Annotated in this window: 14 protein-coding genes and 1 pseudogene; 14 read left to right on the top strand and 1 reads right to left on the bottom strand. The window is 34.3% G+C overall.

The window, feature by feature from the left end:
* Positions 1-119: 119 nt before the first annotated feature.
* The 6 genes and pseudogenes from F8162_RS25125 to F8162_RS25100 all read left to right on the top strand — a co-directional run.
* A pseudogene (locus F8162_RS25125) lies at positions 120-428 on the top strand (3-oxoacyl-[acyl-carrier-protein] synthase III C-terminal domain-containing protein); the annotation flags it as partial.
* A gap of 211 nt (positions 429-639) precedes the next feature.
* Positions 640-1857: a substrate-binding domain-containing protein gene (locus F8162_RS25120; RefSeq protein WP_151630793.1), complete on the top strand. Its 1218-nt coding sequence runs from the start codon at positions 640-642 to the stop codon at positions 1855-1857.
* Between the two features lie 92 nt (positions 1858-1949).
* A complete protein-coding gene (locus F8162_RS25115) occupies positions 1950-2723 on the top strand; it encodes an ABC transporter ATP-binding protein (RefSeq protein ID WP_151630792.1) in 774 nt (257 codons plus the stop codon).
* Entirely contained in the window at positions 2701-3402 is a 702-nt protein-coding gene (locus F8162_RS25110) for an ABC transporter ATP-binding protein (RefSeq protein ID WP_151630791.1), read from the top strand. Before F8162_RS25115 ends, F8162_RS25110 begins: the two co-directional genes overlap by 23 nt.
* A gap of 21 nt (positions 3403-3423) precedes the next feature.
* Positions 3424-4284: a branched-chain amino acid ABC transporter permease gene (locus F8162_RS25105; protein WP_151630790.1), complete on the top strand. Its 861-nt coding sequence runs from the start codon at positions 3424-3426 to the stop codon at positions 4282-4284.
* Between the two features lie 49 nt (positions 4285-4333).
* On the top strand, positions 4334-5287 hold the full coding sequence (locus F8162_RS25100) for a branched-chain amino acid ABC transporter permease (protein ID WP_151631747.1): 954 nt from the start codon (positions 4334-4336) through the stop codon (positions 5285-5287).
* Between the two features lie 92 nt (positions 5288-5379).
* Here F8162_RS25100 and F8162_RS25095 read toward each other — a convergent pair whose 3' ends face one another.
* Positions 5380-6168: a LysR family transcriptional regulator gene (locus F8162_RS25095; RefSeq protein WP_151630789.1), complete on the bottom strand. Its 789-nt coding sequence runs from the start codon at positions 6166-6168 to the stop codon at positions 5380-5382.
* A gap of 120 nt (positions 6169-6288) precedes the next feature.
* Between F8162_RS25095 and F8162_RS25090 the strand changes: the two genes are divergently transcribed.
* From F8162_RS25090 to cydD, 8 genes are all read left to right on the top strand, one after another.
* On the top strand, positions 6289-6837 hold the full coding sequence (locus F8162_RS25090) for a DUF4865 family protein (RefSeq protein WP_076536858.1): 549 nt from the start codon (positions 6289-6291) through the stop codon (positions 6835-6837).
* A gap of 41 nt (positions 6838-6878) precedes the next feature.
* Positions 6879-7286, top strand: a complete 408-nt coding sequence (locus F8162_RS25085; RefSeq protein WP_151630788.1) for a tautomerase family protein — start codon at positions 6879-6881, stop codon at positions 7284-7286.
* Between the two features lies 1 nt (position 7287).
* Positions 7288-7611, top strand: coding sequence for a carboxymuconolactone decarboxylase family protein (locus F8162_RS25080; protein WP_151630787.1), 324 nt, complete (start codon positions 7288-7290; stop codon positions 7609-7611).
* 153 nt (positions 7612-7764) lie between these two features.
* Positions 7765-8208 carry a MarR family winged helix-turn-helix transcriptional regulator gene (locus F8162_RS25075; RefSeq protein ID WP_151630786.1) on the top strand — a complete coding sequence of 148 codons (444 nt, stop codon included), beginning with the start codon at positions 7765-7767 and terminating at the stop codon, positions 8206-8208.
* 119 nt (positions 8209-8327) lie between these two features.
* A complete protein-coding gene (locus tag F8162_RS25070; RefSeq protein ID WP_151630785.1) occupies positions 8328-9383 on the top strand; it encodes an LLM class flavin-dependent oxidoreductase in 1056 nt (351 codons plus the stop codon).
* 616 nt (positions 9384-9999) lie between these two features.
* On the top strand, positions 10000-11403 hold the full coding sequence (gene cydA, locus F8162_RS25065; protein WP_151630784.1) for a cytochrome ubiquinol oxidase subunit I: 1404 nt from the start codon (positions 10000-10002) through the stop codon (positions 11401-11403).
* The gene (gene cydB / locus F8162_RS25060) at positions 11390-12406 is read left to right on the top strand and encodes a cytochrome d ubiquinol oxidase subunit II (RefSeq protein WP_151630783.1); all 1017 of its coding nucleotides are present in this window, start codon (positions 11390-11392) and stop codon (positions 12404-12406) included. Before cydA ends, cydB begins: the two co-directional genes overlap by 14 nt.
* Complete coding sequence (gene cydD, locus F8162_RS25055; RefSeq protein WP_151630782.1) at positions 12406-14121, top strand: thiol reductant ABC exporter subunit CydD; 1716 nt, start codon at positions 12406-12408, stop codon at positions 14119-14121. The genes cydB and cydD overlap by 1 nt, the downstream gene beginning before the upstream one ends.
* Position 14122: the final 1 nt, after the last annotated feature.

Raw genomic sequence — 14122 nt, 5'->3', positions numbered from 1 at the left:
TGTGATTAATAGATGAAATCATCAAAAGAGGTTGTCCGAAAAGTAGCTGAATAGCTACTTTTGGCAGCCTCTTTTTTACATAAAAAAGAATTTATTTATTTTAGAAGCCCAAATAAATTTTAGCTAAGATTTCAATTCCTAATTTTGAAAAGGTTTTGCGGGATGTGTTAAGTAGAGTGGACTAACTCCAAAAGATATTAGAGTAGTATTATCATTGCATACAAAACAATCTCTGTTAATAGAATTGTTACAAGGATTAGGATTAGTAAAAGGATCATATATATTTAGATCTTTATGGGTATATGGTAGCCTTTAACATGTGTATAGGTCTTCACTTTTCAAATGAACAAGGTTTAAAGTATAGAGATGTTGCAGTAGCTGTTAGTACAGGGATTGGGGGTACTTGGGCAGCTACTGTAATAAGGTAGTAATAGAAGGGAATGGAGTTATACTTTAAATACTTGTAAGAATATGAATGGGAAATTGGAGGGATTTGTAATTTGTTCACGAATGTAAGAGTACTTCGAGAATTTTTCAATTCAAGTAGTGTGTAGTATTAAAAGAGAAAAGTCATAATTACGGTTGGGTTACTTTGGCGTATTTGATTCTATCAGAAAGTAAAGTATGGGGAGGATCACAATGTCGATGAAAAAACGTAAGTGGCTAAAGACGATGTTTACCGGTTGTGTTTTAGGCTCGTTATTAATAACGGCAGCTTGTTCTGGAAAGAAAACAAGTACAGAGGATGAAAAGACGATTAAGGTAGGGGTTCTTGCTTCATTAACAGGTCCATTAGAATCATATGGAAAACAAACAGTGAACGGATTTGAATTAGGGTTAGACTATGCAACTGGTGGAACTGGGAAAGTGGAAGGGAAGAAGATTAAGTTTGTTGTCGAAGATACGGAAACGAAAGCAGATGTAGCAGTGAAGAAAGCTACGAAGTTATTAGAAGAAGAGAAAGTTGATTTTTTAGTTGGATCGTCTAGTTCAAGTGATACATTAGCGGTTTTACCACTAGCTGAAGAATATGAAAAAATTATGGTTGTTGAACCGGCAGTTGCTGATAGTATTACCGGAAAGAACTGGAATAAATATATTTTTAGAACAGGAAGAAGTTCTTCGCAAGATGCGATTGCAGGAGCAGCGGCAATTGCAAAAAAAGATGTAAAGATTGCGACGTTTGCTCCGGATAATGCATTTGGTCGTGAAGGGGTTGCGGCATTTAAAGCTGGAGCGAAGAAATTAGGTGCGAATATTGTAAACGAGCAATATGCTGATACAAATTCGACTGACTTCACTGCAAATATTCAAAATATCATTAGCTCAAAACCGGATTATTTATTTATCGTTTGGGCTGGGGCAAATTCACCTTGGAAGCAGTTGAAGGATATGAATGTGGAAGCGCAAGGGATTAAAATTTCTACAGGTGCACCAGATATACCGGCATTAAAAACGATGGATGCGTTAGTAGGCATGCAAGGTTTTTCTGTTTATTATCATACACTCCCGAAAAATAAGGTGAATGACTGGTTAGTGGAAGAACATAAAAAACGATTTAATGGTGCGGTGCCAGATTTATTTACAGCGGGAGGAATGTCAGCGGCTATTTCTATTGTAGAAGCATTAAAGAAAACAAAAGGTGATACAGATGTAGATACATTGATTAAGAAAATGGAAGGAATGGAATTTGAGACACCGAAAGGAAAGATGAAGTTTAGAGAAAAGGATCACCAAGCGTTGCAGACCCTTTATTCTATCACGTTGAAAAAGCAAGATGGTGTTGATTATCCGGTGCCAGTGTTAGAGCGAGAATTAACGATGAAAGAGACAGAACCACCAGTTCAAAATAAATAGACTGAATTTTCTGTTGTTTTTACGTATAAAGAGGGGCACACCCTCTTTATACGTATTTCTTTCATACTTAAAGCTTTAAAAGGAGGGGTTTCGTGACACATTTGCTAGAAACGAAAAATCTTTGCGTATCTTTTGGCGAGCATCATGTTATTAAGGGTGTGAATGTAACAGTACAAAAAGGAAAGCTCATTTCCATTATTGGACCAAATGGTGCAGGAAAGACAACGCTATTTAATTTACTTAGTGGGCAAATTTCTCCAACAAAGGGTGAAGTATATTTTAAAGGACAAGAGATTACAAAGTTATCAATTTCAGATCGAACTCGATTAGGAATTGGTCGTTCTTTTCAACTTACAAATATATTCCCAGAGTTAACGGTACTTGAAAATGTTCGTTTAAGTGTTCAATCATTCGTGCAAGATTACTATAGTTTTTTTCCGAGTTCAGCAAAACTTAAGCAACAAGTTGGAGAGGCGAGACGTTTCTTAAAAACAGTATTACTTCAAGAGAAAGAACATGTATTAGCAAAAGATTTAGCGCATGGGGAAAAACGAAAGTTAGAGCTTGCGATGTTATTAGCTTTAAAAACGGATGTGTTACTACTTGATGAGCCGACGGCAGGTATATCAGTTGAGGAGGTACCGGCTATTTTGCAAGTGATTGAAAATATTAAGAAACATCCAGAGAGTACAATTGTACTTATTGAACACAAAATGGATATGGTACTAGGTTTGTCAGACCATCTTATCGTTTTATTTCATGGAGAGTTATTAGCTGAAGGTTTGCCCGAAGAAATTATGAAAGATGAGCGTGTACAAAGTGCTTATTTAGGGGGATTATATAGTGGCACTATTACAAGTGAATAATATAGAGACGTATTTAGATCAGTTTCATATTTTACAAGGGGTTTCTCTTGCTGTTGAGAAAGGAACGATTACTGTACTGTTTGGAAGAAATGGTGCAGGAAAGACTACGACACTACGTTCGGTTATGGGTTTTCACCATATCGCAAATGGTGAAATTTATTATGATAGTACACAAGTAAATGGACTATCTACACATTTAATTTCAAGGAAAGGAATAGGGTATGTACCAGAAAATCAAGGTATTTTTCACGATCTAACAGTAGAAGAAACATTCGCTCTTGCTAGGGGAAAGGGAGAAGAGGCCGAAGAGAAAATAGATTGGATGCTAGAATTATTTCCAGATTTAAAGCAATTTTGGCACAAAAAAAGTGGACTCTTAAGCGGAGGACAAAAGCAAATGCTAGCAATTTCAAGAGCATTTATTAATAGTAATGGTTTATTACTTATTGATGAGCCGAGTAAAGGTTTGTCCCCTATTATGATAGAAAAATTAATGATAGCCATTTTGAAAATGAAGGAGAAAACAACAGTTTTACTCGTCGAACAGAACTTTATGATGGCTAGTCAAATTGGTGATTACTTTTATATTATGGATAACGGAAAAATTGTTCATAACGGTTTTATGCATGAATTAAAAGAGGATAAGGAAATGTGTCACAAATATTTAGGAATCTCTTAACATGAATCCGGGGTGAGAAGGATGGATGTGTTAATCAATTTATTTGTAAATGGGATTTCAACAGGGATGCTCATTTTTTTATTAGCATCAGGTCTTTCACTTATTTTCGGTTTAATGAGTGTTCTAAACTTCGCACATGGTGGTTTATTTGCGTGGGGAGCGTTTACAGGTGTTTGGCTATTTAATATGACAGATAGTTATGTATTAGCGTTAATTGGAGCAATAGCTATGGGGATGTTCCTTGGGTTCATTTTAGAAAGATTCCTTATTAGGCCAGTATATGGAAATCATGTTCGCCAGCTTCTTGTGACGCTTGGAGGAATGCTTGTACTTAGTGAATGTATTAAAGTATTTTGGGGACCCAATCCAATCAGTGCTAAATTACCGTTATGGTTACAAGGTAGTTATACATTTGAAGGTGTAATATTAATTAAATATCGTCTATTCGTTATTTTAATTGGGATCATCATTTACATTGCCTTACTATTATTGCTCAAAAAAACAAAGATAGGTCTTATGATACGTGCAGGTGTAATGGATAAAGAGATGGTTCAAGCACTCGGTATTAACGTAAAAGCTATATTTTCTTTCGTCTTTTTATTAGGAGCAGGAATGGCAGCGTTGGGAGGATTTTTATTAGCACCGTATTCAGGCGTTATTTTTGCCGAGATGGGTATGCAGTATGCGATTTTAGCTTTCATAGTAGTAATCATTGGAGGATTAGGAAGCGTACAAGGTTCAGCAATCGCTTCTTTAATTGTCGGATTAGCTGGTGCTTTTACAGCATATTTTATACCGGATTTATCACTTGCAATCAATATGTTAATGTTACTATTTTTCTTAATCGTGAAGCCAACGGGACTTGTTGGTGAAAAGGGGTGAAATGGTGAACAGCACATCAAATCGAATTAAAGTATACTTCGGAGTATTTATGCTCATTTGTTTAAGTGTATTTCCATTCGTAAATGATTCACGGAGCTTGTTAATTTTGTTCACTCAAATCTTCATCTTTGCTATTTTTGCAATGAGTTTTGATGTATTACTTGGATATACAGGAATTGTATCATTCGGCCATTGTATGTTCTTTGGAATAGGGGCATATGGCGTAGCGCTTTTATTTGATCGGCAAGGAGTATCCATACCGAATTTTTTTATAGGGATAGTAGCTGCAATTATCATTTCAGCCATTGTTAGTTATATAATCGGTTTGCTTTCTTTACGGCTGAAAAGTCATTTTTATGCAATGTTAACACTTGCTATTTCACAGTTGTTTTTCGTACTTGCTGAAAAATGGCGTGGACTTACTCACGGAGGGGACGGTTTTACATTTGGTGTACCAGATATATTCCGTGATCGTTTTACGTTTTATTATGTAACACTTATATGTTTAATTGTCATTTTTATTCTGTTACGTCTTTTCACAAAATCTTCTATTGGAAAAGTATTAAAGGCAATTTCACAAAATGAGCAACGTGTTGAAGCACTAGGATATAAAGTTCTTCATTATAAAATTATTGCTAGTATTGTGGCAGGAGTAGTTGCTACGATTAGCGGTGGTTTATTTGTTATCACACTACGCTTTGTTAATACGACTGTATTTTCAATTGAAATGACACTAAATGCATTATTGATGACAATGATTGGTGGCGTTGGAACGTTAATTGGAGCAATCGCGGGAGCAGGTATTATTGAATCACTAAAATATTATTTATCAGAACTAGCTACAGAATATCCGATTTTTGAAAGATGGACGATTATTCTTGGTTTATTGTACATTATCGTATTGCTAGTTTTTCCGAAAGGATTAGTTGGGACGATTAAGCGGCTGAAGAATATGAAACAGAGTAAGAAGGAGAAAAGTGCAAAAGTGGAGCAAAATGTTTGAAAAATCAATTGTATAGAATATGAAAATCCCTCGTTTAGATTCGTAAAGGAGGGATTTTTATTGGTGTATGTAATTAGTTTATAGCTATTCTATTAATCAAATAGTTCATCAGGGATTTGTTTTAAAGAGTTTTGATGCGTAAAAAAATGAACAGCTAATTTCTCAATTGGAATATCTTCAATTGGTACTAATTTATCATTTTTAATAGGTAAAAAGGCTATACCTTTACCGTCCTGAATAAACTCTTCCATAAGCGAATAAGAATCTAATTGTTGAAATTGACGCTGAGATAAATTATTTTCTTTTAGAAATTGTATCGTCTTATTTCTAAAGGGACATTTTTTGTCATTACTAACGAAGAAGAGTTCCTGCGAATAGTCAATGGTTCGTGTTTCTTTCGCTTTTAATAAGCCTACAGAAATGGAAGTAGTAAATACTTTTTTAAAAGCTGCGTCGGGATCATCCTCATAAGTAATGATCATATCAACTTTTTGTTGTTGCAATAATTTATGCAAATGACTACTATTCTCTACATATATTTGATAATTCCTGAAATTTTCTTTAATACGCTTACTTACATAATTAGTCAAAATAGATTGTGACGTCGCGATTATATAAGAAGAACCACTCGTTTTAATTTTATCTTTCGCTTCTTCTACTAAAGTTAATATTTGATTCGTGTAGTCTAATAAAATGTCACCAGAAGGTAATAAGGAAACGCCTTTGTTATCTCTATGTAGTAAAGGAGTTTCTAATTCTTGTTCTAATTTTTTTATTCGCTCAGTTACATTTGGCTGAACATATCCTAACTCTTTAGCAGCTTTACTAATAGAACCTTCACTAGCTACAGTTTTGAATATAATAAGATCATTTATTTCCATGTATCACAGCTCCTTATACGGTATCATTATAAATGATATCAAACATAATTTATACCTATTTTACGCTAGTCACTCATCGGTTTATCATTGTGTATATAAGATAGAAAGTGAGTGATAAACATGATTGGAATGCAATATAAGGTCATTTTGCCAAAGGATTATGATATGGAAATCATTAAAAAAAGGGTAAAGGATAATGGGCATAAAACTGATGATTTTCAAGAATTGAATTTCAAAGCATATTTAATTAATGAGGCAAGTAAGGACGGGAATCTCTATAACTGTTATGCACCTTTATATGTTTGGAATGGTCATGAAGGAATGAACAAATTTATCTTTGAAGGGTATTACGATAATATTTTACAATCTTTTGGGTGGCAACAAATAAATATAGGTGTTCCTTTAGTTGTTAATCTAAGTAATGATTTTAAAAAAAGTAGATATGCTGTTGAGTATACAGGGCGAATTTCTCAAAGTAATTCACTGAGAGGGACTCAATTAAACACTATGAATGAGAATGTACAAAACATAGAAAAGTGTTTAGGAAATGTAATCATTTATAATCCAGATAAATGGGGATATAGTCAATTCAGTTTTTATAATGAAAAGCCTGATATGGTAACGAATAAAGATGTTACAGTATATGAGATTTTGCACATTTCACGATGAAAAAATGTTGAAGTTAAATTAAGAAAAAGGAATGAAAATGTATGCCTTTTGTGAACGTTTATTATCATGAAAATAAATTAAATAAAGAAGAATTGAAAAAGATAGGTGAATGTATTCATATTTCATTAATTTCACATTTTAACATCCCTGAAAATGATTATTTTCAATTGTTCTTACCTTATCAACAAAATCACTTTTTATATAATCCATATTATTTGTTGGAAGGAGGAGAAAAGAGAACAGAGAATATGATTTATGTTTCTATTACATGTGGACCGGGAAGAACAAAAAAACAGAAAAGGGACCTGTATCAGTCGATATCCTTGAAGATTTCTGAATGCTCTAGTATGAAAAGTGCAGACATTTTTATTACACTAAATGAGACATCTGCTGAAAATTGGTCATTTGGCCAAGGATTGGCACAATTGGTAAAAGTGAAGGGTGAGTGAAATGATGAATGAATCCATTGAATATTGTATTCAAGAGAAAATGAGAGAAATGGCACCTGTATTTGCTCATTATAGTGAAGAGATATTGTTCGAGGAAGTGTGGCGGGATGCCACTTTAACATTAAGAGAAAGAAGTTTATGTACAGTGGCGGCACTAATTAGTCTTAATCTGACAGAACAATTACCATTTCATTTGCGGCTGGCAAAGCAAAATGGAATTATGGAAAATGAAATGATTGCATTAATAACACATATGGCTTTTTATGTTGGCTGGCCCAAAGCGGTAGCAGCTTTAAATATAGCAATGAATGAAATGGAAAGTTAAGAATAACGATAAGAAAGAATTCATTTAAATATGAATTCTTTCTTATCGTTATTTATGCAATACTCTAATGAGATATTTTTCACTTTTTCTCTTGCTTTTTCATCACTTGCGTAGTAAAGTGATAGTAAGATTCACGATAGGAAGTGATCAAACATGCGTGATAATACGATAGGGTCATTAATATGGTTACGTTTAATACGATTTACGAATCAAAGTAATCAGATGTCAAATGAGTTTTTAAAACGTTTTGATTTAACGACAGCTCAATTTGATGTGCTTTTGCAAATACGTACGTATCAACCACTCACACAAATGGAGTTAGCTGAAAAGGTAACTGTTACACAAGGCGGTATTTCTCGAATGTTAACTCGTCTTGAAAAAGAAGGATATATAGTACGAAAACAAGATTGGAAAACGAAAACAATTAGTCTTACAGAGCAAGGGGAAGTAGCTTTAGAGAGAGCATTGCCAGAGCAACTTGCATTTCAATCATCGTTTTTTGATGATGTATTAAATGAAGAAGAGCAGAAAATATTATACGAACTAATGACGAAAGTTCATAAGCATAGTGAGAAAAAAGAATTACCACATGAGTAATTTTTTTACACTATCAATTGACTAATCAAGTGATAGTGTAGGTAATAGGGATATACACATGACTTACCAACGTTTTAAAAAGAGAAACTAATAACACTTCATTAAAGGAGAGAGCAACTATGGAAAAATATCGTATGGATACAAGTAAAGGAATAGAGTTTGGATTATATTCAATTGGGGATCATGTTTTAAATCCACATAACGGAGAGAAAATTAGTGCAGAAAAAAGAATTCATGAATTAATTGAAACAGCTAAGTTAGCGGATGCAGCTGGACTTGATGTATTTGCTGTCGGTGAAAGTCATCAAACACATTTTACAACACAAGCTCATACAGTTATTTTAGGAGCTATTGCACAAGCTACGAAAAATATAAAAATTGCAAGCTCAGCAACGATCGTAAGTACATCTGATCCGGTACGAGTATATGAGGATTTTGCTACAATTGACTTAATTTCTAATGGACGTGCAGAAATCGTAGCTGGTCGTGGATCTCGTATTGGGGGATATAGTTTACTTGGTTATGATGTGAATAATTATGAAGAGTTATTTGAAGAGAAAATGGATCTTTTATTAAAAATTAATAAAGAGGAACATGTAACATGGAACGGACAGTTCAGAGCGCCGCTTGCACATGCATCGGTTATTCCAAGAGCTAAAAATAATAACTTACCAATTTGGCGTGCAGTTGGTGGTCCACCAGCTAGTGCGATTAAAGCAGGACGTGCGGGTGTGCCAATGATGATAACGACACTAGGTGGTCCAGCTATTAACTTTAAAGGATCAGTAGATGCTTACCGTGAGGCTGCTGAGCAAAGTGGTTTTAATCCAGCAAGTTTACCAGTTGCAACGACGAGTTTATTTTATACAGCAAAAAATTCACAAGATGCATTTAATGAATACTATCCTCATATTAATGCTGGTATGCTTACACTGCGCGGTGGTGGGTATCCGAAGCACCAATTTACAAATGCAGTAGATTACCGTGACGCATTAATGGTTGGTAGCCCGCAACAAATTATTGAAAAAATGCTTTACCAATATGAATTGTTTGGACAACAACGTTTTATGGCACAAATTGATTTTGGTGGTGTACCACTTAATAAAATTGAGCAAAACATCGAATTAATTGCTACTGAAATTTTACCGGTTGTTAGAAAATATACAGCAAAATAATTTAAAAAATACTGAGAGTCTAATCGATTCTCGGTATTTTTTATGTATGAATTTAGTTTGAAAAAATGACAAAAAAATGAATTTTCAGTTTAGAAAAAGGGTGGATATTTTCTATTTTTGAATAACATTATATTGTGTTTAAATTTTTAAAATACATTTTTCTCTTGACAAAAAACTCACTGATTTCCCCATTACTTTAGAGGACATTTTTTCTTGGAAAAGTCAAGTGTATGAAGAGGAAAACGATTATTTTATTGATACGAAAGTAAGTCTTATATTAAAAAAATACATTTTAGTAATGAGAAAAATTTAATTCAAAAAAATGACAAAAGACATATTTCAGACAAAATGATGTCAATAATACGTCAAAAATCAGCTGAATTTACTATGCAGGTATATTATACAATTCGATTAACGGATAAAACACTACTGAAATAGTGAAAAGGTAAATTTTATGAGAAAGTTCTTTTGTAATTATCTCAAAAACTGAAAATTTATATTTTCTAAAAGTACATAAACACATTTATCTTTCTATATTTCTAAGATTTGAGTTGTTTTATTCAAACAACTCAATTGAAATTTCGATATAAAAAATTATGAAGGAAGTGATTGTAGTATGGAAACGCTCGAATTGGCACGAATACAATTCGCATCAACAACGATTTTCCATTACTTTTTTGTTCCGCTGTCTATTGGTTTAGCTTTTATCATTGCATTAATGCAAACGTTATATGTGGTAAAGGGACAAGAAATTTATAAGAAGATGACGAAGTTTTGGACACAAATATTCCTTGTAAACTTTGCGGTAGGTGTAGTAACTGGTATTTTACAAGAATTCCAGTTTGGTATGAACTGGTCAACATATTCACGTTTTGTAGGTGATGTGTTTGGTCCATCACTTGCGATTGAAGGTTTATTAGCATTTTTCATTGAGTCCACATTCTTAGGTTTATGGGTATTCGGTGAGGACAAATTACCGAAGCGCATTCACCTTTTATGTATTTGGCTCCTTTCAATTGGAACAATGTTATCAGCATTTTGGATTTTAACTGCAAGTGCATTTATGCAATCGCCAGTAGGATATGAAATGGCAGCAGATGGACGTGCACAAATGAATGATTTCTTAGCAATCATTCAAAACCCACAATTATGGGTACAATTCCCGCATACAATTACAGCAGCGATTGCAACTGGTGCATTCTTTATTGCAGGTGTGAGTGCATGGAAAATAACGAAAGCTCAAGAAACTGAAGTGTTTAAAAAATCGTTCCGCATTTCTATCATTGTTGGAACACTTACAACTGCGCTAGTATTATTCTTCGGTCATGCGCAAGCGCAACAATTGATTAAGACACACCCAATGAAAATGGCCGCAGCTGAAGCGTTATGGAATACGAGTGAAGATCCAGCGCCATTTACAGTATTTGCGAAAATTGATGCAGAAAAGCAAGAAAATTCGTTTGAAATTCAAATTCCTTATATGCTAAGTCTATTATCATTTGATAAATTTAGCGGTCAAGTAGAAGGAATGAATCAAATTCAAAAGCAATATGAAGAAAAATATGGACCTGGAGATTATATTCCACCAGTACACACTATGTTCTGGAGTTTTAGAGCGATGGTAATGAGTGGAACATTTATGCTTCTTCTAGGAGCATACGGATGGTTCTTATCAAGAAAAGATCGTTTAGTTGAAAAAAATTGGTATTTAAAATTAATGGTGTATGCAATTGCACTACCGTTTATCGGTAATACAGTAGGATGGATTATGACTGAAATGGGACGTCAGCCTTGGGTAGTTTTCGGTGTTATGAAAACGGAAGATGCTGTATCTCCAAATGTTACGTTCGGAGAAGTATTATTCTCTTTAGTTTCATTCACATCACTATATTTAATTATAGGTGGAATTACTATTTACTTATTCGTTCGTACTATTAAAGGACATGAGAATAAGAAAGCGAAACAGGATTCTCAAAGCCATGATCCATTTGATAAGGAGGATGAGTATGTTATCTCTTAATGAGTTGTGGTTTATCATTATTGCAGTTTTATTCGTAGGCTTCTTTGTACTTGAAGGTTTCGATTTTGGTGTAGGTATAGTTTCAAGATTTTTAGGGGAAAACGATTTAGAGAAAAGAATTTACTTAAATACAATTGGTCCATTTTGGCACGCGAATGAGGTATGGCTTGTTTGTGCAGGTGGAGCTATGTTCGCAGCATTCCCGCACTGGTATGCAACTTTATTTAGCGGGTTTTACATTCCGTTTGTATTTATGCTTCTCGCTTTAATTATTAGAGGTGTTTCCTTTAAATTCCGTGCGAAAATAGATAATCATAAATGGAAAGGTTTTTGGGATTGGGGTATGTTTTTAGGAAGTTTACTACCGCCTATCCTTTGGGGAGTTGCGATTGCTAACTTTATGGTAGGTATTCCAATTGATGAGACGAAAAATGCTGTAGGTGGATTCTTACCATTACTTCATCCATTTGCATTACTTGGAGGAGTTATGTTCCTTCTGTTATGTATTGTTCACGGATTGCAATTCCTTACTATACGTACAACTGGTAAGTTAAGAGAACGTGCACGTATTGCTGCGTTGAAGATTGCACCGCTTGCAATTATAGCACTCCTTATTTTTGCCGGATTAGGATTATGGAAAACAGATATTTTCACTGCCCATGGTACAGAGTGGATTATGGTTCCGATTGGAGCTTTTGTAGCATTATGTACGTCAACATTATTAAATAAAAGAAGAAGAGATGGTTGGGCTTTCGTTATGACGAGTTTAACAATCATTTTACTAAGTGCGAGTGTGTTTATCGGCATGTTCCCACGTGTCTTAATTAGCTCATTAGGGTCAATATACGATTTGACAATTTATAATGCAGCATCAGGAGATTATGCACTAAAACTGATGACGTATTTTTCAATTGCTATATTGCCATTTGTTTTGGGAAGTCAAATATGGAGTTTCTATGTGTTTAGACAACCTGTTAAGTCAGATAAAGATTTGGAGTACTAATGAAAAGAAAAAGAGGACTTCCGTCGTATCCTGGTAGCCGAGTTTTATATGTGGTGTTAACAATCATTAGCATTTTAGAAGCTTTTAGTATTATTGCGCAAACAGTGTTTTTAGCGCGGGCTATTACGTTTTTATTTCAAGGAGAAACAGTGCAATCTGTGTTAAATGAAACGGTTTATTTTGGGATCGCGTTTGCAGTACGTCACATGCTTGTTCGAGTATCGCAAATATTAGTGGAACGTTTCGCTGAAAAAACAGGATCGCTACTGCGAAAACAATTAATAGAGGCGTATTTCACATTAGGTCCACGGTATGTTCAAACTGCTGGAACAGGTCATCTGGTTACCTTATCGATAGAAGGTATTGAGAAATTTAAAACATATATTGAATTAACAATTCCTAAAATGATTAGAAGTAGTATCGTACCGGGACTAATTGTACTATATGTTTTTACGCTAGATATTGAGTCTGGAATCATTTTAGTTGTAACGATTCCTATCGTGATTATATTTATGATTCTACTAGGATTAGCAGCGCAGAAAATGGCGGACAGTCAGTATGAGTCGTATCGTGTACTTTCTAATCATTTTGTAGATACGTTAAAAGGATTAGAAACATTAAAGTATTTAGGTAAAAGTAAACAGCACGAAGGAAAGATTGAAAAAGTAAGTAAAAGATATAGAAAAGCAACGATGCGTACTTTGCGAGTTGCTTTTCTTTCTTCTTTTGCATTAGATTTCTTTACGAGTTTATCAATTGCATTTGTGGCGGTCGGATTAGGGATACGTTTAATAGACGGAACAATTGTACTATTGCCAGCCCTTACGATTTTAATTTTAGCTCCGGAATATTTTCTGCCGATTAAACAAGTTGGAGCAAATTATCATGCTACGTTAGATGGACAACTTGCAATGGAGCAAATAGAAGAGATTTTACAGCAACAAAAAGAAATAGGAAAGAAAGAACCTAATGTAGATTTAATATGGAATTCCTCTAGTAACTTGAAATTACAAGATGTAAAAGTAAAGAGTAATGAATCTGAAAAAGCTATATTAGAGGGAATTGATTTTACTTGGAAAGGCACCGGAGCTATAGGTGTAATTGGTGAAAGTGGGGCAGGGAAATCGACGTTAATTGACGTATTAGCAGGATTTTTAACTCCTTCAGGTGGAAAGATGATTGTAAATGGTGTGGAAATTGACGGGGCTACTCGTGAAGAGTGGCAAAAGAATATTGCTTATATTCCGCAGCAACCTTATATTTTCCCGCTTTCATTAAAAGATAACATTTGTTTTTATGAAACAAATACAACTGATGAAGAAGTGGAAAGAGTTATTGATGAAGTTGGTCTTCGTTCACTCGTAACATCACTTCCGAACGGGATGTACGAAAGAATTGGAGAAGGTGGACGTATGCTTAGTGGCGGACAAGAACAACGTGTCGCTATGGCGCGTGCGCTTTTAAGCAAAAAGCCAATTATTTTATTAGACGAGCCTACAGCACATCTTGATATTGAAACTGAATTTGAAATAAAACAAGCGATGTTACGTCTGTTTGAAGGTAAGTTAGTATTTCTTGCAACGCATCGTCTTCACTGGATGAAACAGATGGATCATATTCTTATTTTAAATAAAGGGAAAATGATAGAAAGTGGAACGTATGAAGAGCTTTTAAAGAATGAGGCATTACATTTTCATAGGAAAGAGAGGGGATAGA

The sequence above is a fragment of the Bacillus sp. CH140a_4T genome, assembly GCF_008923725.1.
Taxonomy (GTDB): Bacteria; Bacillota; Bacilli; order Bacillales; family Bacillaceae_G; genus Bacillus_A.
The sequence above is the reverse complement of the archived record's forward strand: the minus strand, read 5'-3'. Positions and strand labels throughout refer to the sequence as shown.